The organism is Candidatus Nitrosotalea bavarica, from assembly GCF_900167955.1.
GTDB classification, from domain to species: Archaea; Thermoproteota; Nitrososphaeria; order Nitrososphaerales; family Nitrosopumilaceae; genus Nitrosotalea; species Nitrosotalea bavarica.
This window is the reverse complement of the sequence record NZ_FUYK01000007.1, coordinates 256975-274590: the sequence shown is the minus strand read 5'-3', so window position 1 is coordinate 274590 and position 17616 is coordinate 256975. Positions and strand designations below refer to the sequence as shown.

The 17616-nt window shown below is 35.6% G+C and carries 19 protein-coding genes; 15 read left to right on the top strand and 4 right to left on the bottom strand.

The window, feature by feature from the left end:
* Nucleotides 1-288, bottom strand: coding sequence for a tRNA-binding protein (locus C0Q33_RS04875; RefSeq protein WP_394336914.1), 288 nt, complete (start codon nucleotides 286-288; stop codon nucleotides 1-3).
* 149 nt (nucleotides 289-437) lie between these two features.
* Between C0Q33_RS04875 and C0Q33_RS04870 the strand changes: the two genes are divergently transcribed.
* From C0Q33_RS04870 to C0Q33_RS04840, 7 genes are all read left to right on the top strand, one after another.
* A complete protein-coding gene (locus tag C0Q33_RS04870; RefSeq protein WP_101477446.1) occupies nucleotides 438-854 on the top strand; it encodes a type II toxin-antitoxin system RatA family toxin in 417 nt (138 codons plus the stop codon).
* A 4-nt stretch (nucleotides 855-858) separates the two neighbouring features.
* Entirely contained in the window at nucleotides 859-2067 is a 1209-nt protein-coding gene (locus C0Q33_RS04865) for a glycosyltransferase (protein WP_101477445.1), read from the top strand.
* Between the two features lie 38 nt (nucleotides 2068-2105).
* Nucleotides 2106-3236 (top strand): S1C family serine protease, encoded by a 1131-nt coding sequence (locus C0Q33_RS04860; protein WP_101477629.1) that lies wholly within the window; start codon nucleotides 2106-2108, stop codon nucleotides 3234-3236.
* Between the two features lie 99 nt (nucleotides 3237-3335).
* Nucleotides 3336-3623, top strand: coding sequence for a winged helix-turn-helix domain-containing protein (locus C0Q33_RS04855; RefSeq protein ID WP_101477444.1), 288 nt, complete (start codon nucleotides 3336-3338; stop codon nucleotides 3621-3623).
* A gap of 211 nt (nucleotides 3624-3834) precedes the next feature.
* Nucleotides 3835-5004, top strand: coding sequence for a 7,8-didemethyl-8-hydroxy-5-deazariboflavin synthase subunit CofG (cofG, locus tag C0Q33_RS04850; protein ID WP_101477443.1), 1170 nt, complete (start codon nucleotides 3835-3837; stop codon nucleotides 5002-5004).
* Nucleotides 5001-6269 (top strand): 5-amino-6-(D-ribitylamino)uracil--L-tyrosine 4-hydroxyphenyl transferase CofH, encoded by a 1269-nt coding sequence (gene cofH / locus C0Q33_RS04845; protein WP_101477442.1) that lies wholly within the window; start codon nucleotides 5001-5003, stop codon nucleotides 6267-6269. Before cofG ends, cofH begins: the two co-directional genes overlap by 4 nt.
* Nucleotides 6270-7622 (top strand): TldD/PmbA family protein, encoded by a 1353-nt coding sequence (locus C0Q33_RS04840; protein WP_177996804.1) that lies wholly within the window; start codon nucleotides 6270-6272, stop codon nucleotides 7620-7622. It abuts the gene before it with no gap.
* Here the strand turns inward: C0Q33_RS04840 and C0Q33_RS04835 are convergent.
* Nucleotides 7619-8635, bottom strand: a complete 1017-nt coding sequence (locus C0Q33_RS04835; RefSeq protein ID WP_101477441.1) for a sodium:calcium antiporter — start codon at nucleotides 8633-8635, stop codon at nucleotides 7619-7621. The genes C0Q33_RS04840 and C0Q33_RS04835 overlap by 4 nt on opposite strands.
* Before the next feature lie 120 nt (nucleotides 8636-8755).
* Nucleotides 8756-8989, bottom strand: a complete 234-nt coding sequence (locus C0Q33_RS04830; protein WP_101477440.1) for an Lrp/AsnC family transcriptional regulator — start codon at nucleotides 8987-8989, stop codon at nucleotides 8756-8758.
* A 121-nt stretch (nucleotides 8990-9110) separates the two neighbouring features.
* Between C0Q33_RS04830 and C0Q33_RS04825 the strand changes: the two genes are divergently transcribed.
* From C0Q33_RS04825 to C0Q33_RS04790, 8 genes are all read left to right on the top strand, one after another.
* Complete coding sequence (locus tag C0Q33_RS04825; protein ID WP_101477439.1) at nucleotides 9111-9455, top strand: helix-turn-helix domain-containing protein; 345 nt, start codon at nucleotides 9111-9113, stop codon at nucleotides 9453-9455.
* A gap of 47 nt (nucleotides 9456-9502) precedes the next feature.
* Nucleotides 9503-10522, top strand: a complete 1020-nt coding sequence (gene purM, locus C0Q33_RS04820) for a phosphoribosylformylglycinamidine cyclo-ligase (RefSeq protein WP_101477438.1) — start codon at nucleotides 9503-9505, stop codon at nucleotides 10520-10522.
* A gap of 75 nt (nucleotides 10523-10597) precedes the next feature.
* Nucleotides 10598-12184, top strand: coding sequence for an elongator complex protein 3 (locus tag C0Q33_RS04815; RefSeq protein WP_101477437.1), 1587 nt, complete (start codon nucleotides 10598-10600; stop codon nucleotides 12182-12184).
* Nucleotides 12184-13773, top strand: a complete 1590-nt coding sequence (gene lysS, locus C0Q33_RS04810; protein WP_101477436.1) for a lysine--tRNA ligase — start codon at nucleotides 12184-12186, stop codon at nucleotides 13771-13773. The genes C0Q33_RS04815 and lysS overlap by 1 nt, the downstream gene beginning before the upstream one ends.
* A gap of 2 nt (nucleotides 13774-13775) precedes the next feature.
* On the top strand, nucleotides 13776-13964 hold the full coding sequence (locus C0Q33_RS04805) for a hypothetical protein (RefSeq protein WP_101477435.1): 189 nt from the start codon (nucleotides 13776-13778) through the stop codon (nucleotides 13962-13964).
* Nucleotides 13965-14019: 55 nt separating this feature from the next.
* Nucleotides 14020-14844 carry a coiled-coil domain-containing protein gene (locus C0Q33_RS04800; RefSeq protein ID WP_101477434.1) on the top strand — a complete coding sequence of 275 codons (825 nt, stop codon included), beginning with the start codon at nucleotides 14020-14022 and terminating at the stop codon, nucleotides 14842-14844.
* 53 nt (nucleotides 14845-14897) lie between these two features.
* Nucleotides 14898-15128: an Lrp/AsnC ligand binding domain-containing protein gene (locus tag C0Q33_RS04795; protein WP_101477433.1), complete on the top strand. Its 231-nt coding sequence runs from the start codon at nucleotides 14898-14900 to the stop codon at nucleotides 15126-15128.
* A gap of 1 nt (nucleotide 15129) precedes the next feature.
* A complete protein-coding gene (locus tag C0Q33_RS04790) occupies nucleotides 15130-16104 on the top strand; it encodes an NAD(P)/FAD-dependent oxidoreductase (protein ID WP_101477432.1) in 975 nt (324 codons plus the stop codon).
* A gap of 31 nt (nucleotides 16105-16135) precedes the next feature.
* Here the strand turns inward: C0Q33_RS04790 and C0Q33_RS04785 are convergent, their stop codons facing one another.
* Nucleotides 16136-17608 (bottom strand): MFS transporter, encoded by a 1473-nt coding sequence (locus C0Q33_RS04785; protein WP_245867321.1) that lies wholly within the window; start codon nucleotides 17606-17608, stop codon nucleotides 16136-16138.
* Between the last annotated feature and the right edge of the window lie 8 nt (nucleotides 17609-17616).

Sequence of the window (17616 nt, the reverse complement as noted above, 5' to 3'; positions counted from 1 at the left end):
TTATTTTATTTTAGTGCCTAATGTTACATCGTCAGTCACTGTTAGCCAAAAAGGCTTGTCATTTAGATCAGCTGCTAGAAGCATGGCACCGGATTCAATTCCTCCAATTTTTCTAGGCTCTAGATTTACAAGTGCTATGACTGTTTTACCTACCAGTTCCTCTGGTAGATAGTATTCCGCCCCACCGATTATAACATCACGTTTTTCATCTCCAAGATCAATCACACCTTTTACAATTTTTGATTTTCCCGGAATTTTTTCAATCTCGATTACCTTAGCTACACGCATGTCCAGCTTTGCAAAATCATCATAAGTAATCAGAGTCACAACATGTATCAAATTATGAGATTAAAATTGATTTCGGAATAAAAGAGTGAGTTACCAACAGTTGTTCTTATCGTGTTATAACATAAATATGAAGAAAAAAGAACTCTCTCATGGTACAGATTCAAGCATCCATTGAGATTGATTCCCCCATAGACAAGGTATGGAGTTTAGTGTCTGATCTTGATTCCGAGCCAAAATTTTGGAGAGGAACCAAAGAGGTAAGAAATATCTCAAAAGAGGGAAATATCATAACGAGAGAAGTTACCATAGCGTTCAAAGACTCAAAATGCATGCAGACTGTAACACTTTATCCTAAAGAGAAGATACATGTTCAATTTACCAAAGGAATCATTGAGGGAAGCAAGACAATTACGCTTATTCCATTAGAAAATAAGACACGACTTGATGTTTTATGGAATATGAAACTATCAGGGATGATGGGTATGTTTACAGGTATGATAAAAAAACACATTCAAAGTGGAACTGAGCAAGCCCTTGAGAGCATAAAGCAAGAATCTCAGAGATAGACAAATGTATTTTTTTGTAGACATAATCAACTACATTCTGGCATCTATTTTGTTAGGTGTTGCAATAGCATGGATATTTCTAATAAAATCAATGTGGGTTACTTTTCGAGATTCGCCTTTTTTAGATAAATTCAATCCTAGACCACATCATACTCCAAAAGTATCTATAATTCTACCAGCTAGAAATGAAGAACCATTTATTGAAAAATGCATAAATTCCCTTTTAGACCAAGATTACAAAAATTATGAAATAATAGCAATCGATGATAGATCAGAAGATAACACAGGCAATATAATAAAAAAAATCTCCATAGAAAATTCAAAAGTAGTATATGTTCTAGCAGAACCCAAACCAGAAAAATGGACAGGAAAGAATTGGGCGTGCATAGAGGGGTTCAGAAAAGCATCAGGTGAACTGTTGTTATTTACTGATGCAGATACATTTCATTCACGAAGAACAATTTCTCTTGCAGTGGATCATCTCATGAGTGAAGAATTAGATGCACTCACAGTAATTCCAAAGATGCTCTGTCTTGATTGGTGGACAAAAGTCACTTTACCAGTGCTATCGACTTTTCTTCATACACGATTTTCTGCTTTAAGAGTAAACGATCCTTCTAAAAAGACAGGGTATTTTTTCGGTAGTTTTTTCATAATAAAAAGGAAAACGTATGAATCAGTAGGAACTCATGAGGGAGTAAAAAATCAAATTGTTGAAGATGGAGCATTAGGCAAAAAAGTGAAAGAACAAGGATTTAAGCTAAAAATGGTACGTGGTGAACATCTAGTTGAAGCAATATGGGCAAGAGATTGGACCACTTTATGGCACGCCCTCAAGAGGTTAATGATTCCACTCTACATACAATCAAACAAAATAGCAGTAGGAATATTCTTTGCAGTACTTTTCTTGTTATTCATGCCATTTCCAATTCTGGCATATTCTGTAATATTTATCCACGTCTCAGAATCATTTGGCATCCTATGTGGGATTTCACTAATTTCTGTTGGATTATTCTATATAGGAAGTACCATAGACGCAAAGAAGGGACTATCACTAGGATTCCGACACGCATTATTTGCCCCAATTGGTAGTTCAGTAATAATAGCAGGATTTGCAACGGGAATTTTACATGCCAAAAGAAGCAATACCTTGGTGTGGCGAGGAAGAACATATTCCATATCAGAAACAGTACAAAATTCCATTAATTTGTGAGTAAGGATTATACAGTAACCTCAGATACTTTTAGATTCTTGGATAAGACGACTGTCATTTTAGGTGGAACATATGGAATAATTGTACTAATTTTGGTATTTGCATTTGCATCCGGACAACAAAAAACAGATCTAACACATCAAACTGTCACACCACTCGGAAGTATGGTTCAATCAAATCCTGCATCACATTTGAGCTTGGCAGATCTTTTTTCTAAATCTCAAGACGGAGTTGTTCAGATCATAGTTCGTAAAACAAGTGATAATTCTTCAGATAGAGCCATTGGTTCAGGTATTGTATATGACCTCAGCGGACATATAATTACAAGCAATCATGTTGTAGCAGACTATCAGAAGATCAGAGTTGTATTTCACAATGGAGACTCTTACACAGCTCAGGTCACTGGTACTGATCCATTTGCAGACCTTGCTGTAATCAAAGTAAATGCAGATCCCCAAACACTCCATACATTACCGTTAGGAAATTCTTCAAAACTTAGAATAGGAGATGAGGTAATAGCAATAGGAAGTCCCTTTGGTTTAACGGGCTCTATGACCAGTGGAATAGTAAGTCAATTAGGAAGAATATTAAATCCTCCCGATATCGGATCATTTTCCATTCCAAATGTAATTCAGACAGATACCGCAATAAATCCTGGAAATTCAGGTGGTCCACTTCTAAATGACCAAGGTGAAGTAATTGGAATCAATACAGCAATTCAAACCCAGACTGGAGAATTTTCTGGTGTAGGATTTGCAATCCCATCAAACACCATGAAAAGAATCGTGCCATATCTCATACAGGATGGACATTACAAACATCCTTGGCTAGGAGTATCGGGAATAACAATTGATCCTGACTTGTCAGACAGTCTCGGGCTTTCCATACAATCGGGATTTCTAATTGAAAACATCGTACCAGACAGTCCAGCTGCTAACGCAGGCTTGCATGCGTCGAATCAAACAAAGATGGCAGAGGGGATCAAATACAAAATCGGTGGAGACATAATAATTGGAGTAGATAACACTCCCGTTAAAAAACTAGAAGACCTTCTAAATTATTTACAAGATAACAAGTCAGCAGGTGACAAAATGGTCTTGAAGATAATTCGTAATGACAAAACCATTGAAGTGACTCTAACTCTACAGGAAAGACCAAGCAGCCCATAAAAATTGGTAATGTGTAATCAAAGGCAACTATAACATCAGTAACTATGTTAGTGAACAAAGTAGCGCAATTTTTTATTAACTAAAATTCCATATAACATCATGTCAAAACAACCATATCGAACAGAAATTGGAATGATATCAGACATACTAAAGGTGGCAATGGATCATGGTAGACAAGGCACAATAATTACAACCATAGCAAGAAATGCAAACCTCTCACATTATACGGCAATGGACAAATGTCAAAAATTGATAGACTTTGGGTTAATGGAATCAAGAATATACAAGAGAGGACATATTTTTGGTATTACCGATAAAGGAATGCAGTTTTTATCAGAGTTGCAAAAATTTACAGAGGAAGCACACGCACTAAAAATAAGATGCTAAACCATCAAAGTCAAATTAGAAATTGGTTTAACTGTCGGGTTACACCCTAATACAAAATCACTGTAAATGGTCAGATTTTGATTGAGATCAGGGAAATGAGTAAAAAAAATCAAAATACCACCTTTGGCAGTATTTGTCCGAAGTGCAGTTAGGTTCGTTAAATATACCACTATCTAAGGATAAATACAACTGTCAAAGCTAACATGACTAGTTGAGTGAGCTTATCCTCAGTTCTGAGTTGTTAAATAGATTGGTCGATGGCAGGACACCATCAAAAAGTGAATCTTATCAGATCTATCAAGATGCAGAAAGGGATCCTTCAGAACTTTACAAGGTATCACAATTTTTAAGAAATAATCACAAGGGTTCAATGGTAACCTATTCAAGAAAAGCCTTTTTTAATTTGATAAACCTTTGTCGTGATACTTGTTCATATTGCACATACAAATCAGAGCCAGGTCAGTCAAAAATTTCAATGTTGTCAAAGAAAAATATCACAGAACTTATCAGCATTGGAAAAAAATACAATTGTACTGAAGCATTATTTGTTACAGGTGAACGACCTGAACAAAAATATCAAGAGGCAAAAACATGGCTTAAAGAAAATGGATTTTCAAGTACCGCAGAATATCTAGTGTATGCATCAGAAATTGCACTAGAGGGAGGACTTTTTCCACATACCAACGCTGGAAATCTAACAAAAGATGAGATGCGTGAATTAAAGAAAACAAATGTAAGTCTTGGTCTAATGCTAGAGAATGCAAGTGAAAGGCTTTCAGAAAAAAATATGGTCCATCAATTTGCCCCAAGTAAAAACCCTAAAGCAAGAATGAAGATACTCCAAAATGCCGGAGAGTTGAAAATTCCAATGACTACAGGATTACTTTTAGGAATTGGAGAAAATCCGTTTGAACTAATTGATTCAATTTATTCCATAAAAGAAATTCACGACAAACATCAACACATCCAAGAAGTAATTTTACAAAACTTTCAGCCAAAATATGATACGCCTATGAGAGATAGTCCTTCTCCACAAGAAAAATATTTCAAGATAATGGTTGCAATGACTAGAATAATTCTCCCTAAAATGAATATCCAGATACCGCCAAATCTATCCCCCAAATCATACTCATCATTTCTGTCAGCTGGGATTAATGATTGGGGCGGAATATCACCCATAACCCGTGATTACGTAAATCCAGAATTTCCATGGCCTCAAATTGAAGAAGTCAAGAAAGATTGTTCCAGTGCAGGATTTCAACTTAGAGCAAGATTCCCAGTTTACCCAGAATTTTTCTCGTATGTCAACTCTGATTTACGATCAAGGATGAATGAGATTTCAGATTCTGAAAATTTAGTAAGTAAGGAGTATATCAAATGAGTACAATACACACATCTTCATTTGATGCACTTCTAAGAAGTTCAGACCCATTAATATCGGATACTTTGAATCGCGCCCTGGATGAAAAAGAAATTTCAATCAGCGAAGCAACAAGATTATTTTATGCAAAAGGACTTGATTTTCATCTAATTGGAATAGTTGCAGATGAGCTAAGAAAAAGAAGAGTGGGAGATATTGTCACATATGTTGTAAATCGAAACATCAATTTTACCAATGTCTGCATAAAGCAATGCGGTTTTTGTGCGTTTAGTAGAGACTTTCGTGAAGAAGAAGGATACTTTTTACCAATGGATGAGATAGTACGGCGCGCAAAAGAGGCACATGCATTAGGCGCTACAGAAGTTTGTGTCCAAGCAGGACTGCCTCCAGACATGGATGGAGATACATATGAGAACATTTGTAGAGCTATCAAATCAGAAGTTGGTGATATTCATATTCATGGTTTTTCACCTGAAGAAGTCCTATACGGAGCTACAAGATCAGGCATCTCAATAAAAGAATATTTAATTAGATTGAAAAATGCCGGAGTAAATTCTCTACCAGGAACTGCAGCTGAAATTTTAGATCAGGATATGCGAGATAAAATTTCTCCTGGTAGAATTAGCGTCAGCAAGTGGATAGAAGTTATCAAGACTGCACATAAAATAGGAATACCATCAACTTCAACAATCATGTTTGGTCATCTTGAATCACCTGAGGATAGAGCAAAACACATAGCACTGATAAGAGATATACAAAAAGAGACAAGAGGATTTACAGAGTTTGTTCCATTAAATTTCATTCATTCCGAAGCTCCAATGTATAAAGAGAATTTACATTTGAACATTAGAAACGGAGCAGATGGCAAAGATGTCTTGTTGATGCATGCAGTATCACGAATCATGTTAAACAACTACATAAACAACATTCAGACGTCGTGGGTAAAAGAGGGAGCAGGAATGGCACAATTATCATTATGTTGGGGAGCAAACGACTTTGGCGGTACCCTTATCAACGAAAGCATTTCCACATCAGCAGGATCTGCACATGGACAATTATTAAAACCAAAAGACATCAGACAAGTAATAAGACAAATAGGAAGAATTCCTGCCCAGAGGACAACATCTTACAAGATAATCAAGAATTATGCTTCAGAAGAAGGCAAAGACCCACTGGATGAAATTCAAAATACTTCTCAGTTTGGGTCGTATCACGAATTAATAAAACTGGACAGATATAGGTACAAAAACAATAGGCGAAACTAGTTGTCATACTGTGATGACATACTCAAAAAATCAAAGGCTCTGCATTTGGATGAATGTGAAGCGATCTCAATACAGAAAAATATTACAACGGTAAGAATAACTGACTCTGAAATAGCAGAGATAAAGCACAATCAAGAAGATTCTGTTGCAGTACGCATTATTCATGAAAAGAAAATAATGTCATCTAGATCATTTTTAAGCAATGAAGAAAATTTTCTAGAGAAAATTTTAAAGACAAAATCATTTGTGCGACCAAAGAATTTTTGGAAATCACTCCCATTTCCTTCAAATATAATGAAAATAGCAAAAACCTATGATCCACATCTTGCCAACATAACAGGTACCAGAGCAATAGATATTGCAAATGAAATGATAAATTCTGCCAGTCACGGCAACATAACAAGAATTTCTGGTTCTCTTAATATCGTTTCAGAGCATTTTCAGATAATGAATACAAACGGCATGGATTATTCAGATGATTCTACATTCATCACAGGAACAATAAATGCTGACTCTGAATCAGACTTGCCAGTCAGCGGCATAGGCACGAATTGTTCAAGAACTCTTGAGAGTTTTTCACCACAAAATGTCGGCAGTGATGCTTTAGAGATGTGCATAAATTCAATCAGTCCAAAGAGAATTGAACAAGATTCCTATGATATAATTTTTGAGCCTTATGCATTTGGGGAGCTGTTAGCATTTGTTTTTTCTTCAAACTTTAATTTAAAGACATATTCTGAGAAACGAAGTTGCTTTTCAGACAAATTGGGTAATATCATTTCAAATGAGAATTTTAGTCTAATGGACGATCCACATAGTCCAGATAGTATTGGCAGCAAACCATTTGATGATGAGGGAACTGCAACATCACCTCAATTTTTAATAAAATCAGGAGTCTTGACTGGTTTGTTTTCAGATTCTTTTGAGGCATTTAAGAATGGAACTGGGTCAAGTGGAAATGCGGGAAGGCCAGGTTCGCCAGTGGGAAGATCTACGCAATCCATTCCAATTCCCATGCCACATAACTTGAAAGTTCCAAATGGCAATGATACCAAAAATGAAATCATTCAAGAAACAAAAAAAGGATTACTGATTGGAAGATTATGGTATACATATCCTGTAAATCCAGAACAGGGCGATTTTTCATGTACTGCGCGAAGTGGAATAAGAATAATAGAAAATGGCAAAATAGTTCACCCTGGCAGGTCTGTTAGAATAGTTCACAATCTAAAGACAATGCTTAGAAATATTTTATCAGTTGGAAATGATTCAAAAAATATTCTCCAGTGGAGTTCTTTGCCATCCATAACACCTACTGTTAAGGTTGGTTCAGTAAAAGCAACTCCAATCTAGAGAGATGGTAGAACAAATTGCATGCCAATTCCTACCACATACAAAATAAGGAGCATTATTCCAGATTTTAGGCCCATTTTGTTCCTAAACATTGGAATTAATGCAATAATTGTAATTATGGTAACAAGTATCATTTGATTTTCCAACATTGCGGTGTTTGGTATTTTTGCAGTAAATCCTTTGTAACTCATGGTAGCAAAAATGGCAATAGCAAGTAGTAGCGTATTGTTCAATATTTTAGATCCAAGAACATTTGCGACTGCTATAGATGCTCCATTTGCACTTTTTCTTGCAAGTAAGATCATGGATATTTTTTCAGGCATTTCACCTGCGATGGGACTTACTATTACAGCAAGTATAACCACTGAAATACCCATGTCTACAGATACGCCTTCTAGGGAGTGTACAAATGGTTCTGCTCCAATAAATATTCCCACAGTACCCGCAATGAAGAGAAACATTGCACGTGTAAAGTGTTTTTTTGATTTTATCTGTGATGGATTTTCATGAAGATGTACCTTAAATGGTACCACCTTCATTGCCTTCTTTTCTTTCCTCATCTCGCTAAAAGCAAATCCCATATAGATGGCAAACAGTCCTACAAACACTAGTCCATCCATAAAATTATAACCGTCGATGAACATGACCGCACCAGCAACGGCGGTTATTATCAGAAAAATTTTATCCAATCCAAATTCTTTAACATCAATGAATTTTTGTGGTGCTTTTGAAAGACGTGTAGTTGCTATAATCAACATGATTGCCAATCCAAAAGTCATCATGAATAAATTACTTCCAAGTGCAGAACCTAGCGCTGTGCCGTATGATCCATCTTTAGAGGCAGCAACAACTATCCCTATTTCTGGTAATGTTGTCGCCACACTAAGTAATGTCCTACCGACAAATCTTCCACCCCACCTTTCTGCCAGGTGTTCGGCTCCATCAGATAGTAACCAACTAGCAAAAATTAGTTCTCCCAACCAACCAAGTAATAAAAGCACATTAGCGGTCACTGAATATTTATATCAAATCAAGTATTATTATTTGTGACTACAAATTAAATTTCAGACAAGTAGAATCAGAAATATCAATAAAAAATCGCAATAATAAAAAGTGATTTATTTTTTAATTTATTAATCTTTAACTATAATCATAGTAAGCGTAGATTTTATTCCATCTAATTTTCTTATCTGATCAGTTATAGTTTCCCTCAAGGATTCCATTGAATCAGATTCAATAATCATCAATACGTCATAGACACCATAAACTGGATAGACTTCTTTTACATGGGGTATTTTTTTTATTTCGTTTACAATTTGAAGTTCTTTCCCAAGTTCTGCATTCATCAAAACAAAGGCGCTATGCATGTAAAAAGTCAGTATGTCTAGAATAAAAACAGATTGAATTTGTCCAAAAAAGCTATTACTAAGCTCAAAAAATTCACCTAGCTAGAATTAATAAGGTATAGTACGGTACCAATACCGTAACATGAAAACTAGAATGACGTACATATCAGTGGAAGTAGCAGATCACTTCTCAGATTTCATCATAAAAAGAGATGAACAGGTATTAGATGCAGTAAAAGCAAGAACTAGAGATTTTAGTACCATTTCCATCCTAAAATTATTGTATCAACTAAGATGCAATCCCATGACTTTCTCTGATCTATATGTAAAATCAAATATCAGAATGAAGAGATCGTTTCTTAATTACCTTCATCTGTGTGTATCATACAATTTCATAAGCAAGGAACCCAGTGGATCAAATATGGTATATTCCATAACTGACAAGGGAAGAACAATGTTGGATCTATTCATGCAAAAAAGCAACTAGGATGCAATTACATAATTCTTTTATTCCAATCACATAGAGCAGATTCATTGGGAATTACTTACAAAGACACAGGTATCGATATCAGTAAGATAAAACAGAGTCAGACAAGTATCGGAAAACTCATTGCATCCACTCACAAGTTGCAAAAAAAAGCCAAGACAATATCTGGATTTGGACACTATGCAGGAATTGTAGAGATACCAGGAGGTACGTTATTGGCAACTCATACAGATGGTGTTGGAACCAAAGTCATGATTGCACAATCTATGAAAAAATACGATACTGTTGGAATAGACTGTGTTGCAATGAATGTAAATGACATAATATGTACTGGTGCAGTTCCCATATCTTTTGTTGATTATATAGCAGCTAATAGAAATGATCAAGAAATATTCAAGCAAATAGTTCGAGGGCTTGTAAAAGGTGCAAAAGTTGCTCAAGTTCCCATAGTGGGAGGTGAGACTGCAATATTGCCTGATTTGATATCAGGAAAGAATTTTTCTTTTGATTTAGCAGGAATGGTGGTAGGAATTCTTAACAAGCAAGACATGATTCTGGGCAACAAAATAAAAAAAGGTGATATCATCATAGGAGTAAACAGTAGTGGATTACACTCAAACGGATATTCACTTGCAAGAAAGGTTCTTTCAAAATACTCTATGCGAGAAAAGATAAAAGGTATCGGCGTTCTTGGTGATGTACTTCTTGAACCTACTGAGATCTATGTTAAACCAGTTTTGCAAGCAATCAGAGAATGCAACATCCACGGACTGGCACATATAACAGGTGGTTCATTTACCAAGCTTTTGAGACTAAAAAAGACAGGATTTATGCTAGATAACCTGCCCGAGTCCCCTCCAATATTTCAAATAATTGAGAATCAAGGCGTTGCAAGAAAAGAGATGTACAAGACATTTAACATGGGAATTGGATTTTGCCTAATTACACCAAAAGAAGAAGAAGTGCGAATAGGTCAAATCTTCAAAAAACATGGATTCCACAATAGGCAAATTGGCAAAATAATTGAGAAAAATGGCGTCTACATAGACAAACTAAGAATAGCATAACTACATGTGAAAATCAGAAAATTTACCCAAGGATTCTAGATTAGGATTTAATACCCAAATTCATTCTAACAAGTCGTGCAAAAAGCAGATGTGACGTTTGAGGATGCATGTAAAGAGATATCTAATAATCTTCTTTCCATTTTAAATCCTACAGACAAGGATACAAAAAGAGAAGTCAAAAGAATTTGTATAAAATACGCGCTAGAGAGAATTCCAAGAAATTATGAGATACTTGCACATGTAACAGGTACAGACTACATTAGGCTTCAAAAAGCTCTAGTAAGAAAACCTGTCAAGACAGCATCAGGTGTTGCCGTGATTGCATTGATGCCAAAACCATATGCGTGTCCACATGGAAGATGTAGTTATTGTCCTGGAGGTATCGAGTTTAATACTCCAAATAGTTACACAGGACGAGAACCTTCTACACAGAATGCCATAGCAAACAGTTATGATCCAAAAAAGCAAATTTTAGACAAACTTGAACATCTTATTGCATGTGGTCATGATAGTACAAAACTAGAACTAGTGATAGTAGGTGGAACATTTCTTTTCATGCCGCATAGTTATCAGACAAATTTCATCAAATCATGTTTTGATGCTTTAAACGGATTTGATTCACCAGATTTAGAATCAGCCAAGAAAAATAACGAGAAAGCAAATTTTAGGAATGTGGGATTTACCATAGAGACCAAGCCAGATTATTGTAAGAAAGAACATGTAGACTGGATGCTAGAATACGGAGTAACAAGAGTTGAGATAGGGGTACAGAGTCTTCATGAAAAAGTATACAAAATTGTAAACAGAGGACATACCTACAAAGATGTAATAGAATCATTCCAAATATCAAAAGATGCAGGTTACAAAATTGTGGCTCATATGATGCCAGGCCTTCCTTCAATGACCCCAGAAGATGATATTTCGGATTTTAAGCAGTTATTTTCCGATCCAGAATTGAGACCAGACATGCTAAAAATATATCCTACCTTGGTTCTTGAGAATACTCCTCTCTATGATATGTATAAGGAAGGAAAATTCATACCATATTCAGATGATGAGATGGTAAGAGTCCTAACAGAGATTAAAAAAATCATTCCAAGATGGGCAAGAATAATGAGAGTCCAAAGAGAGATATCATCAGATCAAATAGTTGCAGGACCAAAACTTGGAAACTTGCGTCAAATTGTCCAGCAAAATCTAAAAAAACAAAACATTTCTTGCAAATGCATTAGATGTAGAGAAGCAGGATTATCTGAAAACACAATGAACATTGATGACATAAAACTACACAGAGAAAACTATGATTCCTCACAGGGACGAGAAGTTTTCTTGTCATATGATGATTCCAAGGACAGAATATTCGGATTTTTAAGATTAAGAAAACCAAGTGCCATGGCGCATAGAAGCGAAGTTGCTGGAAATACATGCATAGTAAGGGAAATTCACGTATATGGTAAGTCATTAAAATTGGGAGAAAGGGATCAGGACGGAATACAGCATTTAGGATTAGGAAAAAACTTGGTCAGTGAAGCAGAGAAAATCTCAAAAGAAGAATTGGACTCAAAGAGATTGTTAGTAATAAGTGCGGTGGGAACAAGAGAGTATTATCGAAAACTAGGTTATGTTCCTCTTGGACCATACATGTCAAAGGATTTGAAATAATGGAAGAAGAGCAACAAATAATCGGCAGAGGAACATGGATAGACAAACTTGCAGATGACCTTTTACAAAGAGAAAAAACACTTGGAAGAAAGACTGACCTAATCAGAGTAGAAAGTGGTCTAGGGGCATCAGGAATTCCTCACCTTGGAAGTTTAGGTGATGCAGTTAGAGCATATGGAGTAAAACTCGCTCTTGAAAATTTTGGATATAAATCAGAATTAATTGCATATTCTGATGATTTAGACGGATTACGAAAAATTCCCGAGGGGTTACCAGAATCTCTAAAAGAACACATTGGAAAACCTGTCTCCTTTATTCCAGATCCATTTGGATGTCATGATTCTTACGGTCTCCATATGAGTAGCCTCCTTTTGGACGGTCTTGACAAACTTGGAATAGAGTACAAGTTTCAACGAGGAGTCGATACATACCGTAATGGACTACTCAAAGATCAGATTCATACAATATTGACAAACAGTAAAAAAATTGGTGAAAAGATTGCAGAGATGGTAGGTCAAGAAAAATACCAAGAAACATTACCATACTTTCCAGTATGTGCAAATTGCGGCAGGCTGTATACTGCGATGGCATACGAGTATTTGCCTGATGAAAAGAAGATCAAATACAAATGTGCAGATACAACAATTGGTTCAAGACCATTACAAGGATGTGGTCATGATGGAATTGCAGATATTACAAAAGATCTAGGGAAACTTCCTTGGAAGGTAGAATTTGCCGCAAGGTGGCAGGCCTTTGATATCAGATTCGAGGCATATGGTAAAGATATCATGGATTCAGTAAAGGTAAACGACTGGGTAGCAGAAGAGATTCTAAATTTCCCACCTCCAACTCATGTAAAATATGAAATGTTTCTGGACAAAGGAGGAAAAAAGATATCAAAATCACTTGGAAATGTACTTACCTCACAGGCTTGGCTTAGATACGGAACAGCAAAAACAATCCTATTGTTACTTTACAAAAGAATCACAGGAGCACGTGAAGTTGGTATTGATGACATACCAGCACTGATGGATGAATACAATGAACTTGAAAATATTTACTTTGGAAAAATAAAATTGGACAACGAAACCAGAGTGGTAAGATCCAAAGGCTTGTACGAATATGTGAATCTACTAAATCCTCCAAAGACTCAAAAGCCATATGTCAATTATAGATTATTAATTCAACTCTGCAGAATATTTAGAGAAAACAGAATACCTCTTGTTACAAAAAAACTAATGGAATACGGAACAATAAAAGAATCAAGTCAAGAAATAGATGAACTCATCACACTTGCAGGAAATTATGCAGATGATTATGATAATCCAACAAAAATTGAGATTCAACTAGATGATATTTCAAAAAAAGTCTTAACTCAACTAGTGAGTACATTATCATCAGAAGAAGAACCAGTAGATCTTCAAAATACTATATATCAAATTGCAAAAGATAATGGTATGCAACCAAAAGACTTGTTTCGAGTACTATATCAAATAATATTAGCATCAGATAGAGGTCCAAAAATCGGACCTTTGATCATAGATATTGGAAGAAAGAAAATTGCTACATCGATTTCTGAATACATATAGACATGGCTCATAGTGAACACAACAGACCCAAGGGAACAGGCATAATACTAATCGCAATAGGAATTTTGATTTTTTTCTTTGCTCCAAGTTACTACAAACAGGGCCTCATAGAACGTGTGATAATCATCGTTCTGGGCTTTGTGCTTGGTGGGATAGGCTTTTACATTTCGTTTTTAAAAAAAAGAACATAATTTCAAGCATACCCCAAAAGCAATACTTTTCTTACCTTAAACCAGAGTTCTTCTAATGGGACTTTTTGGGCGTACAAAAAAGGATTCGGAGAAAACTATTTCAGATGATAAATCAGATAAGAAAACTCGTAGATCAGCGGAAAACGATGCTGCCCAAGAAGAAATTATCGACCTAAAAAAAGAGATTCAAGATACAGCAATAATGCTTGGAACCTATTCTCAAGAATTGGAAAAAGCAAAGACTGAACTTGACGCTGTTACGCTAGAAGTTAAAACCGCACGAGAAGAATTAGAAGATATAAGAAATGAAATTCAATCCATAAGGTCTGAACGAGATTCCATATCAAAACAGATAAAAATTTCAAAGGAAGAATTGGAGTTAACAAAATCACAATACGTGCAGAATGACGTAGAACGGATAAAGCGGCAAATCAGTGAAGTGCAATATGAATTATCAAAAATAAATTCTGAAAAAGAACATGTTGCTTTGGAATTAGAAGAAATGAGATCCAAGGTATCTTCTACAAAAGAAGAACATGAGAAAATATTATCATCCAAAGAAGTGGAAGAAAAAGCAATCATATTATTAAAAGATCAACATGAAATGAAGAAAAAGGAGATCATATTATCCAAGAAAGAGTTAGAGTTTATAGAAACAGAGCTTGCCACAGTAGGAAAAAATGATAGTACAAAGAGAATTGTAGAGGCTGCAGGAGCCGTTGCTGCAGCAATCAATGCCAAATACGAGGATGCCAAAAAAGAACTTGAGATAATTAAAATGGCTCTTGCAAGAACAAAGGAAGAATACGAAACAGCAAAAAAGGAAATAGAGATACTAAAAAACAAAATTAGTGCAAATAACATTACAAGTGAAACATAGTTTTAAAGTAAACAATTAGACAGCCTTTTAAGATATGATCTCTATACTGACTTGTGAATGAGGCTTTTGTCTTATTAAATGTCGATTATAAACAACAAAAAAACATAATCGAAACCGCAAAAAAAATTCCGATAGTAAAAGAAGTAAAGACAGTTTATGGAATTTATGATGTTTTGATAATCATACAATCAGACAATATGCAAGATATCAAGACTGCAATTGACATAGATTTGCACAAAATTGACGGAATAAATAACATCACATCACTTATTTCCGTAAACTAAATTGTCTCAAGAATATGAAATTATAATAGTGGGAGGTGGACCTGCCGGATTATCTGCAGGGATATTCATAGCAAGACAAAAGGTCTCTTGTCTTTTAATTTCAAAAGATTTGGGCGGGCAGTTAAATCTGATACCAAAACTTGAGAATTATCCTGGAACTATAATGTCAAGTGGACCATTACTTGCAAAAACCCTTGAAAATCAATTCTTAATGTTTGGCGGTGAGATGATTTATGATACAGTTGAGAAAGTAGATGAGATAGAAAATGGAATTAAAGTTAAAACAACTCGTTCTGAATACACAGCAAAAGCAATTGTTGTTGCACCAGGAAAAGTTCCAAATAATCTAGGTGTTGAAAATGAATCTACATTTGTGAATAAGGGAATACATTATTGTACAAAATGTGATGCTCCATTTTACCAAGGTAAAACAACTGCAGTAATTGGAGTAGGAGCTTATCTTCTAGAATCAGGCATTTTACTTTCAAGGATGGCATCAAAAATATACATGATTTACAAAGGAGGTGCGCTGGGCGGAGACAAAGAAATGATTGCGTCAATTGAAAAGAAAGAAAACATAGAGCTTGTTCCCCAGTCTTCTGTCAAAGCTATATCGGGGGGAAATAATCTTCAGTCAATTACAATCGTAGACAATTCTGGAGCTGAGAGGGTGGTTAACATAGACGGACTTTTTATCGAGATGGGTTCAAAGATAAATCTTGATTTTATAAAACACCTAGTAAAAATTAATACCAAAAGTGAAATCGAGGTTACAAGTGACGGAAAGACATCCCATCCAGCAATATTTGCAGCAGGTGACGCATCAAGTATTCCCTACAAGCAAATCATAGCAGCCTGTTCTGGTGGTGCCAATGCAGGATTATCCGCCTTTAATTACATTGAAAAACTCAAGGGAAGGCCAGGAATACGTGCAGACTGGAAGAAGACTATAGGGGACACAGTATTTCATTACTAGTGACCATATCACGCATGCAACTAATTTTAGATTAATTTTCCCGGATAGGAAATTTAACAAGTTGCCTTCTAAGAGCAAATGCAAGACCTATTGAAACACATGAAATGAGAGCCGCAGTAAAAAATATTAGATTATATGAATCGGCCGTAGGAAAGGAGCCAATAATTCCAGTTATCGTGGTCTTGTGTGTTTGCATATACATTCCAGCCATGGCAGGACCAACAGATGCGCCAATAATTCGAATAAGTGTACTCATTCCAAGGGATACTCCAATATCTTTTCTCGGAGTGGTCAGCATGATCACATTCATTGCACCAACATTTGTCAATGAAAGACCTGTAGACAAGATTGCAAGATTTGCTGAAACTAGAAATTCTGTAGAATGATTAGTGTAAAGACTCACAAATCCAATTGCACTTATTATACTTCCCAATATGATGGGTTTTGTTGATCCAAGTTTTGACACAATAAAACCAGATGTAGGTCCAAAGATCAACAAAACAATTGCAAATGGAAGTTGCACATTACTAGTCATCAGAGGATCTTCGCCAAAGCCCAGAGGTGAAGGGCTTCTAACAAGTACTGGTATTGTCTGAAACACCATGAACATGGACATGCCTACAATCATTATCATTATGTTTGCAGGCAGAATAGTTTTGTTTGCCAGTATTTTCATACTAACAAGTGGAGAGATAGATCTTTTTTCAATGATTGCAAATAATATCAGGTAAACAATTCCAATAACAACAAGACCCATCATAGAAAATGAATTTGAATCATCACCGTTTTCCACCATGGTCAATGCCATCAAAAATGCACTAACAGAAATAGTCAAAGTAATTGCACCCTGAATATCTATTTTATTTCTAGAATTATTTCCGCTCTCATCGATTTTTCCATTAGTAAGTAAATGAGGTTCTTCCACATGTATGAAGCGTGCAATAATTACAAGTAATGCAATCGATACAGGAATTATAGAGTAAAAAGTTGCTTGCCAGCCAAAATTTTGTATCAGATGGCCACCAGAAACAAGACCAATCACGGCTCCGGTTGCAAACATTGATGAGATTATACCCTGACCAATTGCCAGTTTGTTTCGTGGAAATAATTCTCTAATTATACCAAATGCAATTGGGAACATAGACATGCCTATTCCCTGAATGATACGGACTAGGAGCATTTCATAGATATTTGTGACAAATCCTCCTAATGACACTCCAATTACATAAATTGCCATTATTATCAATAGAACTTTTTTTCTTCCATAGATATCAGAGAGTTTACCAGTAATAGGAGTCATGATTGCCCCAGCTATCAGATAAGTTGTAAGAATCCAGGATGACATACCGTATGATATATGAAAATCTTTGATCAAATCAGGAATTGCTGGAATCAGCATGGTTTCAGCATACATTACCATGGTGGCAATCAAACTTAGAATTGCAAGAGTCTTCCAGGCAGAGGCTGAAATTTTTTCTTGAGGGTTATTATTTGATTCTGACATTGTCATAA